The sequence below is a fragment of the Methylobacterium sp. P3_A11 genome (assembly GCF_056403155.1).
Window position 1 is genome coordinate 1 of sequence record NZ_JBFUGA010000063.1, and the last position, 19,315, is coordinate 19,315.

Consider the following 19,315-nt stretch of genomic DNA (forward strand, 5'->3'; position numbering starts at 1 on the left):
AGCCGAGAGCCGAGCCGGCGGAAGGCCGAGCGCGCGCCCGTGCAACCGGCGCGGACGGTCCAGCGCCGGGCGCCCCATCGGCCCGTCGCCGACGCCGAGCCATGGCCGTCGGGCCGTTACGAGCAGGCGGAGACGCCGCGGCGTCCCGTGCGCCGCGCCGCGCGGGCCGACAGCGCGCCGGAATACGGTGAGCCCGGTCTCTGGACGCCCGCGCCGCAGCAGCCGGCGCCGCGCGGCTGGTGGTAGACGGCGCCAGCGATCCGCAACTTTCAGGTGCGCAATCGCACGGCCGGGCACGATTTCGCCACGGTCGAGCTTTAGCCGTAACGCCCGTAAGACCGGGCCGCAGACCGCCCGATCAAGGTCGTCGGGAGAGGATCAGGACCGTCGTGCCCAGTCTCCCGCGCGCCGTCAGGCACCTCGCCCTCGCCCTGTCGGGCCTCGTCCTCGGTCTGGTCGCCGGCACGGCCGAAACCGAGAACGCGGTCGCCAATGGCGACACCCGCTCCCTGACGATCTACCACACGCACACGCAGGAAAGCGCGACGATCACCTTCAGGCGCGACGGCCGCTACGATCGGGCGGCCCTCGATCAGCTGAACTGGCTCCTGCGCGACTGGCGGGTGAACGAGCCCATCAAGATGGATCCCCGGCTGTTCGATACGGTCTGGGAAGCCTACCRTCAGGTCGGCTCGAGCCAGCCCATCCATATCGTGTCGGCGTATCGGTCCCCGGGGACCAACGCGATGCTGCGCCGCCGCTCCAAGATGGTCGCCGAGTACAGCCAGCACATGCTCGGCAAGGCGATGGATTTCTTCATTCCGGACGTGTCGATCGACCGGATCCGCGAAGTCGGTCTGCAGATGCAACGGGGCGGCGTCGGTTGGTATCCCCATGCCGGCACGCCCTTCGTGCATCTCGATGTCGGCTCCGTACGGATGTGGCCGCGCATGACCCACGATCAGCTGGCCCGGCTGTTCCCCGACGGAAAGACGGTCCTCCTGCCAAGCGACAACCGGCCCTTCCCCCGCTACGAAGAGGCCAAGGCCGAGATCCTCGCCCGCGGCGGCACCGTGGCGGGCATCACGACCCAGATGGCCGGCGGCGAGGAAGAGGATGGCCCCGGCCTGTTCGGTTTCCTGGCCAGCCTCTTCGGCGGCGGCCGCTCAGCGCCCGAACCGGCGACGGCGCAGCCACAGGTCGCCCAGGCGAAGAAGCCGGCGCGCGTTCCCGTCGTCGCCGTGGCGAGTGCGGACCCGCAGGACCCGGTGGGGACCCGGGCCGCCCTCGCCTACGCGGCGCCCGCCGCCGACGACGCCTTGCGCGGCGCGGCGCTGATCAAGTCCGCCGGCACCAAGCCGCTCGATGCGCAGTCTCTCCTGACCACCGGTCGGCCGGCGGCTGCCGAGGACGCCATTCCCGCCGTGACGGCACCGCTTCCGCCGCGGCGCCCCTCGGATCTGGCCGCCGTGGTGGCGAGCCTGACCATGCCGCTGACGCCGCCGCGCCCGGTCCAGCTCGCGGCCCTCGATGGCGGCATGGCCAATCTGCCCTCCGCCGTCGACATCCGCGCCCTGACCAAGCCGGTGGTGCCCGGCCCGGCCCAGGCCCGCGCCCTCGTGGCTCCGGATGCGGACGCCAAGGCGCAGTTGCGGGCTTTGTTCGATTCCGTGGCGGCGGGTCCCGTGGCGGCTCCCGCGAGCCGCACCGTTCCCGTCCATGTCGCCGTGACGCGGCTTCGAGACGCCGCCCCCGATGCCGTCGTGGCCGCCGCTCCCGATCGCGTCACGACGCGGTTCAGCCGGCGCAGCCCTGGCGACGACCTCACCGCCCGCTTCACAGGCTCGTCGGCGCGCGCGCTCACCGGGTCGCGCTGATCCACGTCGATCCCGCCCGCGTCGTAGAGCGCAGCGGTGCGATCGCCGGCGGATTGCCGCCGATAGCGGCCGTTCGGATCAGCGCAGCGGCTTGGAGAGATTGATCGCCAGGGCACCCATCAGGGTCGCTGCGTAGCTGTCGTCCTGCGTTCCGGCGATGCGTTCCGCCTCGCCGCCGCTATTGGCCGCCACCGACATCATCAGCATCACGGCCGTAACCACGGCGCCGAGCCCCGAGACGAGGGCGAGATAGGCGCGGACGGCGGCGCGCGGGACAGCCGCGACAGGCTCGATCTCGGCGAGGGACAGCGGCGATGAGCCGTGAGTGATCATGACGGCCGTTCCCGGCGGGCGACGATGAATTTGCGCGTGGACCAATCAGGGTGCCGCACGCGCTGACCGTTCGGATCTTAAACGCGCGATGACGAGCCGCGTTCGCGCGGAGGACGCGGATTTCCACCGCGCATCCTCTTTATGGTGAAGAACCGTCCGGGGGCGCCCGAGGCGCCCCCGGTCCAGCCTCACCCTTCCTTGCCGGAGACCTTGCCGAGGGCAGCCTGCGCCGCCGCGAGGCGGGCGATCGGCACCCGGTACGGCGAACAGGACACGTAATCGAGGCCGACCTCCTGGCAGAAGCCGATCGAGGCCGGATCGCCGCCATGCTCGCCGCAGATGCCGAGCTTGATATCGGGGCGGGTCTTGCGGCCACGCTCCACGCCGATGCGCACCAGTTCGCCCACGCCCTCCTGATCGATGGTGATGAACGGGTCGGCGGCCAGGATGCCCTTCTGGGTATAGGGACCCAGGAAGGTCGCGGCGTCGTCGCGGGAGATCCCGAGCGCCGTCTGCGTTAGGTCGTTCGTGCCGAAGGAGAAGAACTCCGCTGTCTCGGCGATCTCGCCGGCTTTGAGCGCCGCACGGGGAAGCTCGATCATCGTGCCCACCTGATAGTCGAGGGTCGCGCCCTTCTCCTCGGCGACGGCCTTCGCCATCGCGTCGATGCGCGCCTTCACGATGTCGAACTCGGCCCGCGTGAACACCAGCGGCACCATCACCTCGGGCGTGACCGGGCTGCCGGTATCGGCGGCGGCCTGGACAGCCGCCTCGAAGATGGCCCGGGCCTGCATCTCGGCGATCTCGGGGAACGCGATGGCGAGACGGCAGCCGCGGAAGCCGAGCATCGGGTTGTGCTCTGACAGCTCGCGCGTCCGGTGCCGGATCTTCTCCTCGGAGACACCGGTCGCCTTCACGACCTCGGCGACCTCGGCATCGGTGTGCGGCAGGAACTCATGGAGCGGCGGATCGAGGAGACGGATCGTCACCGGCAGCCCGGACATGATCGTGAACAGCTCGAGGAAGTCCTGACGCTGGTAGGGAAGGATCTTCGCCAGCGCCGTCCGCCGGCCCTCGGCGTCGTCCGCCAGGATCATTTCGCGGACCGCGATGATTCGGTCTCCCTCGAAGAACATGTGCTCAGTCCGGCAGAGACCGATACCCTCCGCACCGAAGTTGCGCGCCGTGCGGGCATCCGTCGGCGTGTCGGCGTTGGCGCGCACCTTCATGCCGCGGATCGCGTCGGCCCATTCCATCAGGGTCGCGAAGTCGCCCGACAGCTCGGGCTCCAGCATCTTCACCTCACCCTGAATGATTTGACCCGTCGAGCCGTCGATGGTGATCCGGTCGCCGGCCTTGAGCGTCGCGCCGCCGACCGTCAGGGTTTGCGCCTTGTAGTCGATCCGGATCGATCCGACGCCCGACACGCAGGGCTTGCCCATGCCGCGGGCGACCACGGCGGCGTGGCTGGTCATGCCACCGCGGGTGGTCAGGATACCCTCGGCGGCGTGCATGCCGTGGATGTCCTCGGGCGAGGTCTCGATGCGGACCAGGATGCATTTGCGCTCGGCCTTGCGATGCGCCTCTGCGTCCTCGGAATTGAACACGATCTCACCGGTCGCCGCGCCCGGCGAGGCCGGCAGGCCCGAGGCGATGACCTTCCGGTCCGCCTTCGGGTCAATGGTCGGGTGCAGGAGCTGGTCGAGGGCGCCAGGCTCGACCCGGCCGATCGCCTCCTCGCGGGAGATCAGCCCCTCGCCCGCAAGATCAACGGCGATGCGCAGGGCCGCCTTGGCCGTGCGCTTGCCGTTGCGGGTCTGGAGCATCCAGAGCTTACCCTTCTCGATGGTGAACTCCATGTCCTGCATGTCGCGGTAATGGCTCTCCAGGATCCCGTAGATCCGGGTCAGCTCCGCGTAGCTCTCGGGCATGGCCTTCTCCATGGAAGGCTTGTCGCTCTCAGCCTCTTTCCGCGCCTTCTCCGTGATATTCTGCGGTGTGCGGATGCCGGCGACCACATCCTCGCCTTGCGCGTTGATCAGGAACTCGCCGTAGAGTGCCTTCTCGCCGGTGGACGGGTTGCGGGTGAAGGCGACGCCGGTGGCCGAGGTGTCGCCCATGTTGCCGAACACCATGGCCTGCACGTTGACGGCCGTGCCCCAGCTCTCCGGAATGTTGTTCAGCTCGCGGTACTTCTTCGCGCGGGGAATCATCCAGGAATTGAACACGGCGCCGATGGCGCCCCAGAGCTGGTCGTCCGCACCCTGCGGGAAGTCCGAGCCGTGCTCGTCGCGCACGATCTTCTTGTAGGTCTGGATCAGGGTCTTCCAGTCGGCGGCGCCGAGTTCGGTGTCGAGGTCGAAACCCTTACCCTCCTTGTAGTGTTCCAGCGCCTCCTCGAAGGCGTGGTGCTCAACGCCGAGCACCACGTTCGAGTACATGGTGATGAAGCGGCGGTAGGAATCGTAGGCGAAGCGCTCGTCGTCGGCCTCCTTGGCCAAGGCCAGCACGGTCTCGTCGTTGAGCCCGAGGTTCAGGACAGTGTCCATCATGCCGGGCATGGAGGCCCGCGCACCCGAGCGGACCGAGACGAGGAGCGGGTTGGTCGAGTCGCCGAACTTGCGGCCGGTCAGCGTGCCGATTTGGGCGAGCGCGGCCGTGACCTGATCCTTCAACTCCGGCGGGTAGGATTTCCCGTGCTCGTAGAAGTAGGTACAGACCTCGGTGGTGATGGTGAAGCCGGGGGGGACCGGCAGGCCGAGATTGGACATCTCGGCGAGGTTGGCGCCCTTGCCGCCGAGCAGGTCGCGCATCTGCGACTTGCCCTCCGCCTTGCCGTCGCCGAAGGCGTAGACCCACTTCGCGCTTCCGGTCGCCATGTCGATCCCGTCCGTCTCTGGTGCCCGGCGCCAGCCGGGCTGATGGGCGGGGTTGGACCATCCCGCAACGCAACGCAAGATGAACGGGCGATGGCCCTGTGCGTGTGACGCTGACGGGTTCGACGGTCTGTCAGAACCGGCCCTTCAAGCCCGTCCGATCGCACGCGTATCAATGGTTGGCGGGCGATGAGACGGTGGCGAGGCGCGCCTCAGGACCGCATCGTGGACGGGCGAGGCCCGTCAGCCGGGCCTCAGTGCAGGATTCCCAACCCGATCACGCCGACGACGATCAGGTATATCGCGACGATGTAGTTGAGGAGCCGCGGCATCACCAGGATCAGGATTCCGGCGAGGATCGCGATCAGCGGCTGGAGGTTCGAGATGGTGATGGTCACGGGCGCCTCCTGAGGCCGAGCTTGGCCGCCGGTATCGACGCCTTTACATCACGGAGGTTCCCTGAAGCTTGAGCGGTGCGGCCGGAGATCCCGGCCGCACCGTGGGCCGATCAGGGCTTCGGCGTGGGCGTCTGAGTGCCGGGGATCGGATCCTTCGCCTCGCCGGTCGGCAGGCTCACGGCGATCGTTGGGTGCGCCAGCTCCGGATAGGGCTCGATCACGTTGGCGCCGTTGAGCGGCTTGTTGGCGCCGTTATGGCAGGTGGCGCAGTTGATCTTCGGCGCATCCCCGAGAACGCCCAGGCGGTTCCGCGGAAAGGTCGAGGTCAGTGGGGTCATGTAGTCCTGGTTGAGATCGCGGACCATGCGGATGCCGTACCAGGCATGGACGCGGTTCGGCGTGCTGGTATCCCACTGCGCCACCGAGCGGGTGTTGTGGCAGAAGGTGCAGTTGACGCCGAGCGATTGCGACATGCTGATCATGATCGCGAAGGTCTTCTCCGCGTCCTGGATCGGCTTGCCCTTGGTCTCGGGCAGCGCCGTGGTGGCGTTGACCCGTACGGCGTCCTCGGACGTGTCCTTGTGCTGGTAGAAGGCCTGATAGACGTCGTAGGGCAGCGACGTATTGCCGACCTCGGGTGAAGCCAGGTTCTGGCCGTTGTTGCGCGGAATGAACCGCCCTGCGCCCTGGACCGGGTGGTCGAACCAGATGTTCGCGGGCACGGGATTGCCACGGTGGCAGGTGTAGCAGGTCACGCCGGCCTGATGGACGTGATTCTCCTTCCAGGACGAATTGATGTACTGGGTCATCTGCAGCATGCGCCGGGCGACACGCTTCTGGTACAGTTCGTCCGAGGCCATGTTCTCGGTGCTATGGCAGTAGGTGCAGCCCTGCTGGGGCGCCACCCACTCGGTGATCGACACCATCAGCCGGTTGAACTGTTCGGCCGAAAGATCGCCTAGCACCTGGACGTTCTCGTAGACCGCGGAGGCCTTGTCCCCGCCCGCGTCGGCCGGGTCGGCGGGGGTCGGCGCGACGTTGGCCGCCGCCAGCGCCTCGTTGCCGGCGCGGGTGCGGATCAGGTCCATCCCGGTTCCGCGGAAGCCGGTCTGCTTGTTCGCCATCGGCGGGTGGGTCCACCCGGCGCCGCCGAACATCGCGATCGTGAGGAACAGGGCGAGCGCACCGCCGACTACCGCCAGTATCGTCTTCATGACGGCCTCCTCACGGCTTCATGCCGGGTGCGAGATGGGCGGGGTCGACGATCGGGCCGTAGACCTGCGGATACGAGGGAGCGACGCCGTGCTTGACGGCCCAGAGGTACCAGTTGTCGACGACAGTGCCGGTGAGCAGGATGCYGATGCCGCCGGTGAGCGTCGTCAGCACCGCGAACCACCACGCCCAGCGGTGGATCGATTCCATCGTGGCGTTGAAGCCCATGGTCCAGCGCCAGAACAGGGCAGCGCGTTCGGTGGCCGTGCCGCGGTCGACGATCTGGTCGATCTCGCGCTCGGCGCCGTAGCGCGAGCAGGCCAGGATCGTGCCCCCATGCATCGCGAACAGCAGCGTCGATCCGTAGAGAAACGTGATCGAGAGCATGTGGAACGGGTTGTAGAACAGATTTCCGTAGCGGAGCGAGAAGGCCGCGGTCCAATCGAGGTGCGGGAAGATGCCGAAGGGCACCGCCTGCGACCACGAACCCATCAGCACCGGCCGAATGAAGCCGAGGACGAGGTAGAGCCAGATCGCCGAGGCGAAGGCCCACGGAACGTGCGTGCCGAGGCCAAGCGCCCGCGCCCGCCGGTAGAGGTGAACCCACCAGAGCAGGATCGAGGCCGTCAGGAAGAAGCCTGCGATGAGCCACCAGCCGCCCTCGTTGAGGGGCGGAAGAACCTTGAGGCCGTATTTCGGCAGCGGCGGCTCGAGCGCAAGCCACGGCAATTGCCGGACGAACTGCACCGGATCCCAGTTGACCGACGCCCACATGTTGAGGCCGATAATCTCGAAGGCGATCAGCCCGCAGGTGATCGAGAGCGCCGCGATGTACCCGATATAGATCGGGCCGACCTGGCTGTTGCCGATGAGTCCGAACAGGTAGCTGTTGAACGGCTTTCCGACCCGGTCGTCGACCGACACCGGAACGCCGTGCTCCGGTACCAGCGGGCGCACCTGAACCTGTGTGAAGATGTTCTGGTAATAGGCCATGGCCTGCCCTCCCCCGGAGTGCCGCGCGCTCGGCGACGGCGACCCCTGTTATTCCCCTCGTTCCGATCGCGTCCGATCAGTCACCGCCACACGGGCAGGTTGAGCCACCAGCCCCACCATTGCGGCCAGCCCTGCGTCCAGAACGGTCCGCTGATCACGATGCAGACCGCGCTCCAGAAGCCCGCCGACAGGGCCAGGAACAGGCCTAAACGGTGGATGCCTAGGGTACCGATCGAGTAGCCGATCGTGTCGCGGAAGAAGGTGTCCTCGTGCTCGGGCGTCTTCACGGTTTCGCCCTTCTTCGGATTGGTCGCCGCGAGGATCAGGCCGCCGTGCATCGCGAGCGCCAGCGTCGTGGTGAAGAAGAACGTCACCGCCAGCATGTGCGCCGGATTGTAGTGGAAGTGGAGGTACTGGTAGCCGGTGTTGGACACCCAATCGAGGTGGCTCAGGATGCCGTAGGGGAATCCGTAGCCCCAGGCGCCCATCAGGAACGGCCGGACCACCACCAGGGTGAAATAGGCGAAGATCGCCATCCCGAAGGCCGCCGGCACGTGGTAGCCGATGCCGAGCTTGCGGCAGATCTCGACCTCGCGCAGCGCCCAGCACACGAACGAGCCCAGCGCGCACATGGTGATGATCTGCCAGAGGCCGCCCTCCTTGAGGGGTGCGAGCCTTAGCCCGTAGCTGATATCGGGCGGCGCGATGTTGATTTGCCAGACGTTCCAGGTCGGCCCGATGGCCGCGCCGTAGATGACCAGCGCGGTGCCGAGCACCGTGAAGAACAGTCCGACGACGCCGAAGAAACCGACGAAGAACGGCCCGACCCAGAAGTCGAACAGGTCGCCGCCGAGCAAGGTGCCGCCGCGGACCCTGTATTTGCGCTCGAAGCTCAGCATCGCCATGGCGGCTGCTCCTCACTCAGGCCAGAGAAAGGGATGGATGGGGTGACCGCGGCCCTCGCGCGCCGCGGTCCGAACCGACCGGTCAGGCCGGCATCTGCGGCAGGGCGAGCGTGATGGTGTTCTCGGCCGCCTTGTTGTTTCTCGGACCGTCCAGCCAGTTGAACCGGTCGGTCGAGAGCAGGATGAAGTGGATCAGCAGCGCCAGGATGAAGAGGAAGGTGAACAGAGCCACCAGCGTGCGCCGCGGATCGAACAGCAACCAAACCTTGTGCATTTGATCCTCCTCAGCCGATCATCGTGACGAGGGCGTGGGCCGCATCGCGGACGCCCTCGAGAGAGGCGTAGCCCTGCGGTCCGGGGAGCCACGGACGCCACATCCAGACGAGGATGTGGGCGACCACGGCGATCGCCGTGAAGATGAGGAAGCTCGTCAGGAAGATCGCGTGGAACTCCTTGGCTTCCGGTTCCGTCAGCCCGGACAGGCTGCTCGGTCTTTCTGTTGTGACGGATCCACTGGCCATCGTTCAGACCTCCGTGTGTTGGCCGCGTCTCTCGCGAGGCGCGACGGGTACAGCCGTGATGCCCAGCGGCAACCACAGCCCGACTTCCCCCGCGTCACCGGACGGAAGTGTCTCGCTCAGGGGCATCAGCCCATGAAGGCGAAGGGAATCGCCTGAACCGCCATGGCGCGCGCCTCGCCGAACACCGAGCGGCGCGCCGGCATCAGGCCCGTGCGGGCCATCTCGCGGGTCGGCCGGAACCGGCTCAGCGCCGCGGCGGCCAGGAAAAACGGGTAGGTCGCGGCCAGGATCAGCCGGAACTGAAGCTCCTCCTGGTGCTGGCGGCCGGTCGGGACCATCGTTCGCATCGTGAGGTCTCCTCTGGGTGAAACGGAAGGGGTGCTCATGCCGGGATCCCCCCGGCGAGATCGGCCCGCGCCCGCGCCACATGGGCGGGCGCAACGGCCGCGGATTCGGTGTCCCGCGCGGCCCGCTCGGCGGCGTCGCGCAGGCGCTTGGCGGCGGAGATCCGCGCCAGGACCGGCTGGGCCTCCACGAGGCTGTCCAGCGCCTGCCGGGCGGCCTCGTCCCAGGGCAGTTCCCGGTGGTTCCGGGCCGGCGTGGCCTCGACCTTGTCCATGTCGCGGGCGAGCGGCAGGATGTGGAAGAGCGTGTCGAACAGGGCGTTGCAGACTTCCTGAACCAGGTAGGTCGCCCCCGCGTAGCCCATGAACGGCGTACCGGTGTGCCGTCGGATAATCGCGCCGGGGAACGAGGCCGGCACGTAGGTCGCCCGCGCGCCGCACTCGGCCAGGTACATCCGCTCGTTGAAGGAGCCGAACAGCACCAGCGGTGGCTTCGCCGCGATCGCCGCGCGGACCGCCGCATTGTCGGGCTTCAGCCCCGCGGAGCGTCCGAAGGCGAAGTGGCAGGGCAGCCCCATCTCGTCTTCGAGAAAATGGCGCACGCCTCGGGCGTAGGTCTCGGTGGCGGCGATGCCGAAGCTCGCCGTGCCGAAGAAGTCCTGGGTCACCGACCGCCAGAGATCCCAGACCGGCTTGATGGTCGTGTGCCGCTCCCGCTCGATGAACGGCTCGGGATCGAGGCCCAGGATCTCGCCCAGGGAGCGCAGGAACTTGGTCGTCGAGAGGATGCCGATCGGCGCCTGCAGATAGGGCCGCTCCAGATCCTCGCAGAGCAGGCGTCCGAACTCGCGATACAGGCAGATGTTGGCGTCGGCGTTAATGAGCTTCGGCACGTCCGCGAGGTGCGAGCCCAGCGGGAAGGTGAGGTTCACCTCGGCGCCGATGCCCTCCACGAGCCGCCGGATCTCGGCGAGGTCCGAGGGCATGTTGAAGGTACCGTAGGCCGGACCGATGAGGTTCACCCGCGGCCGCTCGCCGGGCTTGCGCTCGGGTCGGGCCGGGATGCCCTTCTTGGCGAATTTCTTCGCCCCGTATTCCTGCCAGAGCCAGCGCATGGCCCGGTCGGCCGCCTGCCACTGATCCTCGTCGATGGTGCGCGGCAGAAACCGCTGCAGGCCGGTGCCCTCGGGGGTCACGCCGCCGCCGATCATCTCGGCGATCGAGCCGGTGACGACCACACTGGGCTGACCCGGATCGAGGGTCGCGTGGGCGCGCTTCATGGCGCCCTCGGTCCCGTGACGGCCGAGTTCCTCCTCGGCGAGGCCGGTCACGACGATCGGCAATTCGTGTGGCGGCAGCGCGTCGGTGTAGTGCAGCACCGACGTGACCGGCAGGTTCTCGCAGCCTACGGGGCCGTCGATGACGACCTGCAGGCCCTTGATCGCCGTGAAGACGTAGACCGCGCCCCAGTATCCACCGGCCCTGTCGTGATCGAGGATCAGCATCACGCCATCTCCCCGATCGGCTTCGGTGCGCCCTCGATCTTCGGACCCTGCCGCCGCTGCGGCACCTCCTGCCAGACGCCGGCGGCGTGTCCGGTGCCGACGCCCTCGAAGAAGTCGCGCATGGCGTCGAACCGCGCCTTGTTGCCCAGCGCGGCGTTGATCACCGTGGCGAGGGACCCGGCGCCGGCCGCGCCCATCAGCGGGCGGGCGGAGATCAGGTTGGTGAAGTAGAGGGCGGGCGTGCCGCGCTCCTTGGCCCGCTGCACCACCGGCGTCGTGCCGATGGCGAGATCGGGCTTGAGCGAGTCGAGGGCGTAGAGGTCGTCCTCCAGGGAGGCGCGATACTGGACCTGCGTGCCGCGGGACTCGAGCCAGTCGCGGTCCGCCTCCGACCAGGGCGTGCGCGGGCAGGCCGTGCCGACATAGGGGACCTCGGCGCCGCTCTCGACGAGGAGACGCGCCACGAGGAGTTCCGAGCCCTCATAGCCCGAGAGGGTGATCCGTCCCTTGACCGGCATCGCCCCGAGCGCCCCGCGGATGCCCGGCAGGATCCGGTTCTTGGCCGCCTCGACGGTGGCACGGGGCACGGCGCAGGCCTCGCCGATCCGGTCGAGCCAGTCGGCCGTCCCGTCGACGCCCACGGGGGCGGAGCCGACGATCGGCCGACCCGCGGCTTCGAACTCCCGGATGGAGGCCGTGTAGAACGGGTGGATCGCCGCCACGGCAGCGCAATCCAGCGCCGCGTAGAGTTCGCGCCATTCCCGGGTCGGCACCACCGGGCCGGCCGCCAACCCCAGCGGCTCGAGGAGCGCACCGATGACCACGGGGTCGGCCGGGAACACCTCGCCGAGGAGCGCCACGCTCGGGCGCTCCGAGCGGCCGCCGCGCGGCGCCGCCACCGGACCCTGCTCGGCTTCCGCGCGGGCGACCTTCAGCATGGCGCCAGCCAGGACGTCCTTGGCCTCGGCATGGGTCGGCACGCCGAAGCCCGGCACGTCGATGCCGATCACCCGGACGCCGTCGATCTCCTTCGGCAGAAGCCGCAGCGGAACACCGGAGGCCGTGGGAACGCACAGGTTGATGACGACGACGGCGTCGTAATCCTCGGGCTTCGCCGTGGCGTAGACCGCGTCGCGGATATCCTCGAACAGCTTGCCGGTGACCAGGGTCTCTGAGTTGAACGGCACGTAGCCGACGCTGCGCCGGGCGCCGTAGAAGTGCGACGTGAAGGTCAGGCCGTAGACGCAGCAGGCCGAGCCGGAGAGGATCGTGGCGGTCCGGCGCATGCGCAGGCCGACGCGCAGCGAGCCGAAGGCCGGGCACATGCTCTGCGGCTGGTCGTGCGGCCCCTGCGGGTAATCCTCACGGAGCTGGGCCAGCGTCTCCGACATCCCGGCGGCTTCCGCGGCCGCAACCATCGCGTCCTTGCCGGCGTGGCAGCCGAGCCCGTCGGCCTGCGCGGCGGCGAGATCGATGGTGGCCGGCGCCTTGCGGGCGCGCAGATCGGCGATATCGAGGGAGACGGCCATGCGCGTCAGACCTCGTCGTAGACGACTTCGAGGGACGGCTTGGACACGTGGGCGACGCCACACATGTCCTCGTGGGTCGCCGGCACCAGCACCACGTCGCGGCCGGTGACGTCGCTGGAGAACAGTCCGAGCAGCCCGTCCTGCGTGAGCGGCGTCGGCCGGTGCGGCGCGGCGTCGGCGACGTTGGCGGCCAGATCCGAGAACAGGCTGCCCCAGCGGCTCTCCGGCCGGCCGATGATTTCGTAATTCGCGCTCTTGCGGCGGATGTCGTCGTCCGCCGGGATCGAGGCCAGGACCGGGATGCCGGCAGCCTCAGCGAAGGCCTGGGCCTCGCCGGTGCCGTCGTCCTTGTTGATCACGAGACCGCCGACGCCGACATTGCCGCCGAGCTTGCGGAAGTATTCGACCGCCGAGCAGACGTTGTTGGCGACGTAGAGCGATTGCAGGTCGTTCGAGCCGACGACGATGACCTTCTGGCACATGTCCCGGGCGATCGGCAGGCCGAAGCCGCCGCAGACCACGTCGCCGAGGAAGTCGAGGAGGACGAAGTCGAAGCCCCAGTCGTGGAACCCGAGCTTCTCGAGCAGTTCGAAGCCGTGGATGATGCCGCGGCCGCCGCAGCCGCGCCCGACCTCGGGGCCGCCGAGTTCCATGGCGTAGACGCCGTCGCGCTTGAAGCAGACGTCGCCGATGGCCACTGCCTCGCCGGCAAGCTTCTTCTTCGTCGAGGTCTCGATGATCGTCGGGCAGGCCTTGCCTCCGAAGAGGAGCGAGGTGGTGTCGCTCTTCGGGTCGCAGCCGATCAGCAGGACCTTCTTGCCCTGCTGGGCCATCATGTAACTGAGATTGGCCAGCGTGAACGACTTGCCGATGCCGCCCTTGCCGTAGATCGCGATGATCTGCGTTTCCTTCTTGGCCGGCCTCGTGACCACGGGATCCGGCTCGACCGCCGCCTCGGCGCGGAGTTCTGCGGCTTGGGACAGGGCAGCCTTGTTCAGCTGAACGTTCACGCGGCGTCCCTCCAATCGAGGATCATCTTCAGGCAGGCCGGATCCGCGAAGGCGGTGCGGTAGGCGTCCTGCGCCCGCGTCGCGGGAACACGGTGGGTGATCAGCCCGTCGAGGGAGAGCCGGCCGCTCTCGATCAGCATGGTCACCGCCGCCGTGTCCTCAGCCCGGAACTCGGCGGAGATCCGGATCCGTGCCTCGCGCATGAAGGCAGGCGGAAAGGCGAAGCTTAGGGGCGCCTCGTAGAACCCAGCCAGGACGATCTCGCCGCCCGGCGCCAGGCGGGCGATCAGATCGTCCAGGCCGGCCGCGTTCCCGCTGACGTCGGTGATCGTCGCGTAGTCGCGACGCGGATCGGAGTCGGGCGCGACGACCGTGTATCCGTGGTCTCCCGCAGCCCGGGCCGGATCCGTCTCCCAGACGGTGGGCTCGGCCCCCGCCGCAACCGTCAGACGCGCGAGCAGCCGGCCGAGGACGCCGTGGCCGACGATGAGCGGCGTGGCGCCGGGTCCGATGCCACCGAGGGCGCGATAGGCCGTGGCGGCGAGAGCGAGGAGGCAGGCCCGGTCCCCGAGCGCCGCGTCCACCGGCACGAGACGTGCGGCCGGAACCACCAGATGCGAGGCGGCACCACCGAAAAGCCCGCGAACCGAGCCGAAGCAGCGCGCACCCGGAACGTAGACCGTCTGGCCGCTGCGGACCGAGGCACCGGCATCGGCCTCCACGACGGTGCCGACCGATTCATAGCCGGGAACGAGGGGGTATCCCATCCCGGGGAACGGCGGCATGCGGCCCGACCAGAGCAACCGCTCGGTGCCGGTGCTGATCCCGCTCCAGGACACCGCGACGACGGCATCCGCTTCGCCGGGCGCCGTCAGAGCTACGCGCTGCACCGCAAGCTGCTCTGGCCTTTCAAGAATAACTGCCAGAGCGTCCATGGCTGGAAACATCCACCCTATGTTGTGCGACTCTCGCCGAGGCGAAACCGCTATGTGTCATCCTAGATAGACATATGTCAGCGTCAAGTGACAGTTACGAAACCGCGCCTGTTTTTTGGGCTTGAAGCACTCTCGTGAGCAGCGGACGGCGGGTTGGATGCTCATGCGTCGTCGCGAAACCTGCACTGCGGAGCATCGCGTGAAGCTCTTCGGCGCGTCGCGGCCTGCCGGACCCCATCGCCAGGAGGTAGAAGCCGAAATACGCGTCCCCGACGGGTTCTGCGCCGGGCGTGCCCGCCAAGGGCTCGGCAAGCAGCAATGTGCCGCCCGGCGGAAGCGCCGCGTGGACGGCCTTGAGCAGCGCGAGGGCGGGCTCGTCATCGTGGTCGTGGACGATTCGGACCAGGGAGATCGCGTCGGCGCCCGGCGGCAGGCCGTCGTGGAAATCCCCGCCGCGGCAGGCGATCCGGCCGCCGAGGCCGGCCCGAGCGAGGCGGGCGGCGGCGCGCTCCGCCACCGGTGGCAGGTCGAACAGCGTAAGGCGCGGGGCCGCGTGCCGACGCGCCACCGCCTGCAGGAAGGCTCCTTCGCCGCCACCGACATCCATCAGGTGCACGACCCGCGACAGATCGCAGGCATCGAGCACGTCCTCGGCGATCAGAGCCTGCGACGCGCCCATCAGGCCGCCATAGGGTGCTACCGTGCGCGCATCGCCCGTCACGCCGGTGGCGTAGGGCCAGTAGCCCGAGAGGCGCGTCGGCCGGCCCTGTCCCCGCAGGAGCGCCACCGGATCGGAAAGGTCGGCGTAGAGCAGCGCGTGGTGCTCGATCATGGCGGCGATGCCGGGATTGCCGACCAGCGCGGCTCCGAGGTCGGCCAGCCCGAATCGGTCGCCCGGCAGGGTGCGAAGCAGCCCGAGGGAGTCGGCCGCCCGCAGCAGGGTCCGGGCGTTAACCGGCGGGAGGTCGAGCCGCCGCGCCAGTTCGTCGACCGTCAGGGGGCCATCGGCCAGAACCGCGAAGAGTTCGAGGCGGATGCAGGCGGTCAGGACCTGCGCGTAGACGAAGCCCGCGCAGAGATCGAACAGCGCACGGGTGTTCCGGCGGGCGATGCGGCGGGTGAGCGGGAAGCCCGCGGCCCAGCGCTGAAAGCGCGGGTTGGCCACGAGACGGTTGCGCCACGCGAGCCACCTGTCCGCCCAGGCGAGCGGCGCCGATGGCATCGCCGCGGCGTCCGGAAGAGGTCCGGCGCTCAGGCCATCACCGCCCGCAGGCTCGCGGGCAGGAATAGCCGCGCCTGCGCCTCGATCTCGGCGGTCAGTGTGCCCAGACGGGGACAGGACGGGATCGCCGCTACCGCCTCGCGGGTCAGTCGGGACAGGCGGTCCAGAGCCCCGTCCGTGCCGAGCAGCGCGGCGGCGTTGGGGCGCCCCAGTGTCGCGTCGCGCCCAGCGGGCTTGCCGATCTCCTCCTGGCGGCAGGCGACGTCCCGCAGGTCGTCGGCCACTTGGTAGGCCTCGCCGAGGCACTCGCCGAGCCTGCGCCAGGGTTCCGGCTCGGCCCCCGCCGCCGCCGCTCCGGCGACCGCAGCGGCCGCGAACAAGGCTCCGGTCTTCGCCTGCTGGTAGTCGCTCAGGCTGACATGAGCCTCCGATTCCCAGGCTTGGCCCGCCGCGATGCCCGACGGGGAACCGGCTGCCCGGCCAAGGAGCCCGACCAGCCGTCCGAGTCGCGCCGGATGCTGGCCGGCGGCACGCGCCAAGGTCTCGAAGGCCAGAACGATGAGCGCGTCGCCGGTGAGGACGGCGATCGGTTCGCCGAACGCCACGTGCACAGAAGGCTTTTGCCGGCGCATCGGTGCGTCGTCGAAGCACGGCAGATCGTCATGGACCAGTGAGGCGCAATGCAGGAGTTCGATGGCGGCGGCGGCAGCCTCGGATCCCGCCGGATCGTCGTCGCCGCAGGCGTGGGCCACCGACAGGCACAGGCGGGGTCGGATCCGGTGACCGCCGGGGAACACCGCGTAGCGCAGCGCCTCCGCCAGCAGCGGCGGCGCACCCGGCGCTTCCGCATAGGCCACGGCGCGATCCAGCGCCATTTCGATCCGTCGACCGGGCTCCATCGCGTCGCCTCCCGTGTTGTGATCTGTTGTCATCAACAGGTGTCATTTCTTATTGACACTTTGGCGCCCACAGATCAATCCCGTTTCCGGGGGAGAAGGCGGAGCCAGCGTGGCGCAGGAACGCGTCGTCGTGATCGGAGCCGGGATCGGCGGCCTCGCCGCCGCCCTGCGGCTCGCCCATGCCGGTTTCGACACGACGGTCCTGGAACGGGCACCCCATCCCGGCGGAAAGATGCGGGCTGTCCCGGTCGGGTCGCGGGCCGTCGAGGCTGGGCCGACCGTCTTCACCATGCGCTGGGTGTTCGAGGAGCTGTTCGCCGAATGCGATGCGCGCCTCGATGAGCGCGTCGCCCTCGCCCCGGCGCACCTCCTCGCCCGCCACGCCTGGAGCCGGGACGAGCGACTGGACCTCTTCGCCGACATCGAGGCCTCGGCGGCCGCCATCTCGGCCTTCGCGGGCGCCCGTGAGGCGGACGGCTACCGGCGATTCTGCGCGCGCTCGGCCGAGGTCTACAGGACCCTCGAGGGGCCGTTCATCCGGGAGGGCCGGACCGGACCTGCGGGCCTCGCGCAGCGGGTCGGGCTCTCGGGCCTCGGCGACCTCTGGCGGATCCAGCCCTTCACGACGCTCTGGTCGGCGCTCGGCGCCTATTTCCGCGATCCGCGGCTGCTGCAGCTGTTCGGCCGCTATGCCACCTATTGCGGCGCCTCGCCGTTCACCGCACCGGCGACGCTGATGCTCGTGGCCCATGTGGAGCAGACCGGGGTCTGGACCGTCGCCGGGGGGCTCAGCAGCCTGGCCCGGGCAGTGGCCGATCTCGCCGCGGAGCGGGGCGCGACGTTCCGCTACGACGCGGAGGTGGAGCGGATCCTTGTCGCGGGCGGCCGTGTGGTCGGCGTGCGCCTGACGGATGACACAGTGGTTCCGGCCGATCGCGTCGTCTGCAATGCCGATTGCGCCGCCCTCGGGGCTGGGCTGTTCGGCCCCGAGGCGATCGCTGCCGGCGAGCGGCTCGCGCCGGGCGAGCGCTCGCTTTCGGCGGTCACGGTCTGCGCGGAGGCGATCGCCACCGGGTTCCCGCTCGCACACCACACGGTGTTCTTCTCGCGCGACTATCGCGCCGAGTTCGATACCATCCTGCGCGACCGCCGCCTGCCCGACGATCCGACCGTCTACGTCTGCGCCCAGGACCGGGATGCGGCGGGCGCGTCGCCGGACGGTCCCGAGCGCCTGCTCATGCTCGTCAACGCCCCGGCGGACGGCCGGGAGCGACCGCTCACACTGCCGGAGATCGAGAGATGCGAAGGGACCCTGATCCGCCGGCTGGAGGCCTGCGGGCTCACCCTGGCCTCCACCTCGTCCGCGGTGACGACGACACCGCGGGACTTCGACGCCCTGTTTCCCGCGACGAGCGGAGCCCTGTACGGTCGGGCGGCGCAGGGCTGGGCGACGACCTTCAAGCGCGCGGGGTCGCGGACGGCCCTGCCGGGACTCTACCTGGCGGGGGGCTCGATCCATCCCGGCCCGGGCGTGCCGATGGCCGCGCAATCTGGGCGGCTAGCGGCGGCAGCGATCCTGGACGACCGCGATTCGATGGCCCGGTCGCGCGGGGCGGCTACGCGTGGTGGTACGTCGATGCGGTGAGCGACGACGGGCGCCAGGGCCTCACGATCATCGCCTTCATCGGAAGCGTGTTCTCACCCTATTACGGCTGGAGCGCCGAGAAGGACCCCTTCGCCCATTGCGCGATGAACGTCGTGCTCTACGGCGATCGCAGGCGCTTCGCGATGACCGAGCGCCGCGCCGCCAGCCTGTCACGGAATGCCGACCACATCGCGATCGGACCGAGCGCCATGCACTGGGACGGCACGGCGCTCACCGTTCGGATCGACGAGCGCGGGTCGCCCCTGCCCCACCGGGTCCGCGGCACGGTACGCCTGGAGCCCCGCGGGTTCACGGCCGGCCCGTTCCACCTCGACCGCGCGGGCCGCCACCGCTGGTGGCCGATGGCGCCGTCCTCGCGGGTCGAGGTCAGCTTCGACAAGCCGAATCTGCGCTGGAGCGGCAGCGGATACTTCGACACGAATGACGGCGACGAGCCCCTCGGGGCCGCCTTCTCCCGGTGGACTTGGTGCCGGGCGGACCTGCAGGACGGGGCCGCCATCCTGTACGACGTGCAGCACCGCGACGGTGGCGGCCAGAACCTGTCGCTCCGGTTCTCCAGCGATGGCAGCCGCCGAGACATCCGTCCGCCGCCCGGCGCCGCACTGCCGGCGACAGGCTTCTGGCGGATGCCCCGCGAGACCCGCAGCGACGGCGGCCGGTCGCGCGTGCTCGCGACGTATGAGGACACCCCGTTCTATGCTCGCTCCCTGCTCGCCTCGACGCTGGGCGGCGAGCCGGTCCGGGCGATGCACGAGAGCCTTTCGCTCGACCGGTTCCAGAATCCGCTGGTGCAGCTCATGCTGCCGTTCCGGATGCCGCGGCCGCCGGCGCCGTGAGCGGCGCACCTCAGCGCGTCGGACCATGGTCCCCTGCGATCCGGGCCGACGCGCAAAGGCTGGCCGCTGAGGGCCACGCAGCCCGACGTCGCCAAGTTGAAGCTGAAGGGGAAGATGAGGGGCCATCCGGCTAGCGCTGGCAGGCGCCGCGCCCGAACGGGGGGCGCGAAATCGTAGACCGGCAGGTTCACCGACAGCAGGAGGGCGACGAGCGCGTACCGCCACCCGAACCGGGCTGACAAAGCTGCCGAGCC

At 69.4% G+C, this 19,315-nt stretch carries 18 protein-coding genes and 1 pseudogene; 4 read left to right on the forward strand and 15 right to left on the reverse strand.

Annotated elements, in window-relative coordinates; all coding sequences use genetic code 11:
- Both AC1DXK_RS19310 and AC1DXK_RS19315 read left to right on the forward strand, forming a co-directional pair.
- Positions 1–246 (forward strand): annotated as a pseudogene (locus AC1DXK_RS19310) (L,D-transpeptidase family protein); the annotation flags it as partial.
- 143 nt (positions 247–389) lie between these two features.
- A complete protein-coding gene (locus AC1DXK_RS19315) occupies positions 390–1,877 on the forward strand; it encodes a peptidoglycan L,D-endopeptidase MepK (RefSeq protein WP_477298706.1) in 1,488 nt (495 codons plus the stop codon).
- A gap of 78 nt (positions 1,878–1,955) precedes the next feature.
- Here AC1DXK_RS19315 and AC1DXK_RS19320 read toward each other — a convergent pair whose 3' ends face one another.
- The 15 genes from AC1DXK_RS19320 to AC1DXK_RS19390 all read right to left on the reverse strand — a co-directional run bounded on the left by AC1DXK_RS19320 (position 1,956) and on the right by AC1DXK_RS19390 (position 16,559).
- Positions 1,956–2,210: a hypothetical protein gene (locus AC1DXK_RS19320; protein WP_457103758.1), complete on the reverse strand. Its 255-nt coding sequence runs from the start codon at positions 2,208–2,210 to the stop codon at positions 1,956–1,958.
- A 188-nt stretch (positions 2,211–2,398) separates the two neighbouring features.
- Complete coding sequence (gene ppdK / locus AC1DXK_RS19325; protein ID WP_457103757.1) at positions 2,399–5,089, reverse strand: pyruvate, phosphate dikinase; 2,691 nt, start codon at positions 5,087–5,089, stop codon at positions 2,399–2,401.
- 251 nt (positions 5,090–5,340) lie between these two features.
- Positions 5,341–5,484 (reverse strand): DUF3096 domain-containing protein, encoded by a 144-nt coding sequence (locus tag AC1DXK_RS19330; protein WP_012319762.1) that lies wholly within the window; start codon positions 5,482–5,484, stop codon positions 5,341–5,343.
- A gap of 110 nt (positions 5,485–5,594) precedes the next feature.
- Positions 5,595–6,698, reverse strand: a complete 1,104-nt coding sequence (pufC, locus tag AC1DXK_RS19335) for a photosynthetic reaction center cytochrome PufC (RefSeq protein ID WP_457103756.1) — start codon at positions 6,696–6,698, stop codon at positions 5,595–5,597.
- A gap of 10 nt (positions 6,699–6,708) precedes the next feature.
- Positions 6,709–7,689, reverse strand: a complete 981-nt coding sequence (pufM, locus tag AC1DXK_RS19340) for a photosynthetic reaction center subunit M (RefSeq protein ID WP_477298710.1) — start codon at positions 7,687–7,689, stop codon at positions 6,709–6,711.
- A gap of 80 nt (positions 7,690–7,769) precedes the next feature.
- Positions 7,770–8,594, reverse strand: coding sequence for a photosynthetic reaction center subunit L (gene pufL / locus AC1DXK_RS19345; protein ID WP_457103754.1), 825 nt, complete (start codon positions 8,592–8,594; stop codon positions 7,770–7,772).
- 82 nt (positions 8,595–8,676) lie between these two features.
- On the reverse strand, positions 8,677–8,868 hold the full coding sequence (gene pufA, locus AC1DXK_RS19350) for a light-harvesting antenna LH1, alpha subunit (protein ID WP_012319766.1): 192 nt from the start codon (positions 8,866–8,868) through the stop codon (positions 8,677–8,679).
- A gap of 10 nt (positions 8,869–8,878) precedes the next feature.
- Positions 8,879–9,115 carry a light-harvesting antenna LH1, beta subunit gene (gene pufB, locus AC1DXK_RS19355; protein WP_457103753.1) on the reverse strand — a complete coding sequence of 79 codons (237 nt, stop codon included), beginning with the start codon at positions 9,113–9,115 and terminating at the stop codon, positions 8,879–8,881.
- 125 nt (positions 9,116–9,240) lie between these two features.
- Positions 9,241–9,462: a hypothetical protein gene (locus AC1DXK_RS19360; protein WP_457103752.1), complete on the reverse strand. Its 222-nt coding sequence runs from the start codon at positions 9,460–9,462 to the stop codon at positions 9,241–9,243.
- 35 nt (positions 9,463–9,497) lie between these two features.
- Positions 9,498–10,964 carry a chlorophyllide a reductase subunit Z gene (bchZ, locus tag AC1DXK_RS19365; protein ID WP_457103751.1) on the reverse strand — a complete coding sequence of 489 codons (1,467 nt, stop codon included), beginning with the start codon at positions 10,962–10,964 and terminating at the stop codon, positions 9,498–9,500.
- Positions 10,964–12,493 (reverse strand): chlorophyllide a reductase subunit Y, encoded by a 1,530-nt coding sequence (gene bchY / locus AC1DXK_RS19370; RefSeq protein WP_457103750.1) that lies wholly within the window; start codon positions 12,491–12,493, stop codon positions 10,964–10,966. Before bchY ends, bchZ begins: the two co-directional genes overlap by 1 nt.
- 5 nt (positions 12,494–12,498) lie before the next feature.
- Positions 12,499–13,503: a chlorophyllide a reductase iron protein subunit X gene (locus tag AC1DXK_RS19375; RefSeq protein WP_457103749.1), complete on the reverse strand. Its 1,005-nt coding sequence runs from the start codon at positions 13,501–13,503 to the stop codon at positions 12,499–12,501.
- On the reverse strand, positions 13,500–14,438 hold the full coding sequence (bchC, locus tag AC1DXK_RS19380; RefSeq protein ID WP_457103748.1) for a chlorophyll synthesis pathway protein BchC: 939 nt from the start codon (positions 14,436–14,438) through the stop codon (positions 13,500–13,502). The genes AC1DXK_RS19375 and bchC overlap by 4 nt, the downstream gene beginning before the upstream one ends.
- A 94-nt stretch (positions 14,439–14,532) precedes the next feature.
- Positions 14,533–15,660, reverse strand: a complete 1,128-nt coding sequence (locus AC1DXK_RS19385) for a methyltransferase (protein ID WP_457103747.1) — start codon at positions 15,658–15,660, stop codon at positions 14,533–14,535.
- A gap of 29 nt (positions 15,661–15,689) precedes the next feature.
- Entirely contained in the window at positions 15,690–16,559 is an 870-nt protein-coding gene (locus AC1DXK_RS19390) for a polyprenyl synthetase family protein (protein ID WP_457104056.1), read from the reverse strand.
- Between the two features lie 109 nt (positions 16,560–16,668).
- Here AC1DXK_RS19390 and crtD point away from each other — a divergent pair, with 109 nt between their 5' ends.
- Together crtD and AC1DXK_RS19400 are read left to right on the forward strand one after the other, a co-directional pair.
- A complete protein-coding gene (gene crtD, locus AC1DXK_RS19395; RefSeq protein WP_477298714.1) occupies positions 16,669–18,204 on the forward strand; it encodes a 1-hydroxycarotenoid 3,4-desaturase CrtD in 1,536 nt (511 codons plus the stop codon).
- Positions 18,201–19,061 carry a carotenoid 1,2-hydratase gene (locus AC1DXK_RS19400; protein ID WP_457103745.1) on the forward strand — a complete coding sequence of 287 codons (861 nt, stop codon included), beginning with the start codon at positions 18,201–18,203 and terminating at the stop codon, positions 19,059–19,061. The genes crtD and AC1DXK_RS19400 overlap by 4 nt, the downstream gene beginning before the upstream one ends.
- Positions 19,062–19,315: the final 254 nt, after the last annotated feature.

Bases quoted from the DNA above. Each gene is read 5' to 3' on its own strand.
- AC1DXK_RS19390 (WP_457104056.1), bottom strand. From the start codon at position 16,559: ATGGAGCCCGGTCGACGGATCGAAATGGCGCTGGATCGCGCCGTGGCC.
- bchC (WP_457103748.1), bottom strand. From the start codon at position 14,438: ATGGACGCTCTGGCAGTTATTCTTGAAAGGCCAGAGCAGCTTGCGGTG.
- bchZ (WP_457103751.1), bottom strand. From the start codon at position 10,964: ATGCTGATCCTCGATCACGACAGGGCCGGTGGATACTGGGGCGCGGTC.
- AC1DXK_RS19320 (WP_457103758.1), bottom strand. From the start codon at position 2,210: ATGATCACTCACGGCTCATCGCCGCTGTCCCTCGCCGAGATCGAGCCT.
- AC1DXK_RS19360 (WP_457103752.1), bottom strand. From the start codon at position 9,462: ATGCGAACGATGGTCCCGACCGGCCGCCAGCACCAGGAGGAGCTTCAG.
- pufA (WP_012319766.1), bottom strand. From the start codon at position 8,868: ATGCACAAGGTTTGGTTGCTGTTCGATCCGCGGCGCACGCTGGTGGCT.
- pufL (WP_457103754.1), bottom strand. From the start codon at position 8,594: ATGGCGATGCTGAGCTTCGAGCGCAAATACAGGGTCCGCGGCGGCACC.
- ppdK (WP_457103757.1), bottom strand. From the start codon at position 5,089: ATGGCGACCGGAAGCGCGAAGTGGGTCTACGCCTTCGGCGACGGCAAG.
- bchY (WP_457103750.1), bottom strand. From the start codon at position 12,493: ATGGCCGTCTCCCTCGATATCGCCGATCTGCGCGCCCGCAAGGCGCCG.
- pufC (WP_457103756.1), bottom strand. From the start codon at position 6,698: ATGAAGACGATACTGGCGGTAGTCGGCGGTGCGCTCGCCCTGTTCCTC.
- pufB (WP_457103753.1), bottom strand. From the start codon at position 9,115: ATGGCCAGTGGATCCGTCACAACAGAAAGACCGAGCAGCCTGTCCGGG.
- AC1DXK_RS19385 (WP_457103747.1), bottom strand. From the start codon at position 15,660: ATGCCATCGGCGCCGCTCGCCTGGGCGGACAGGTGGCTCGCGTGGCGC.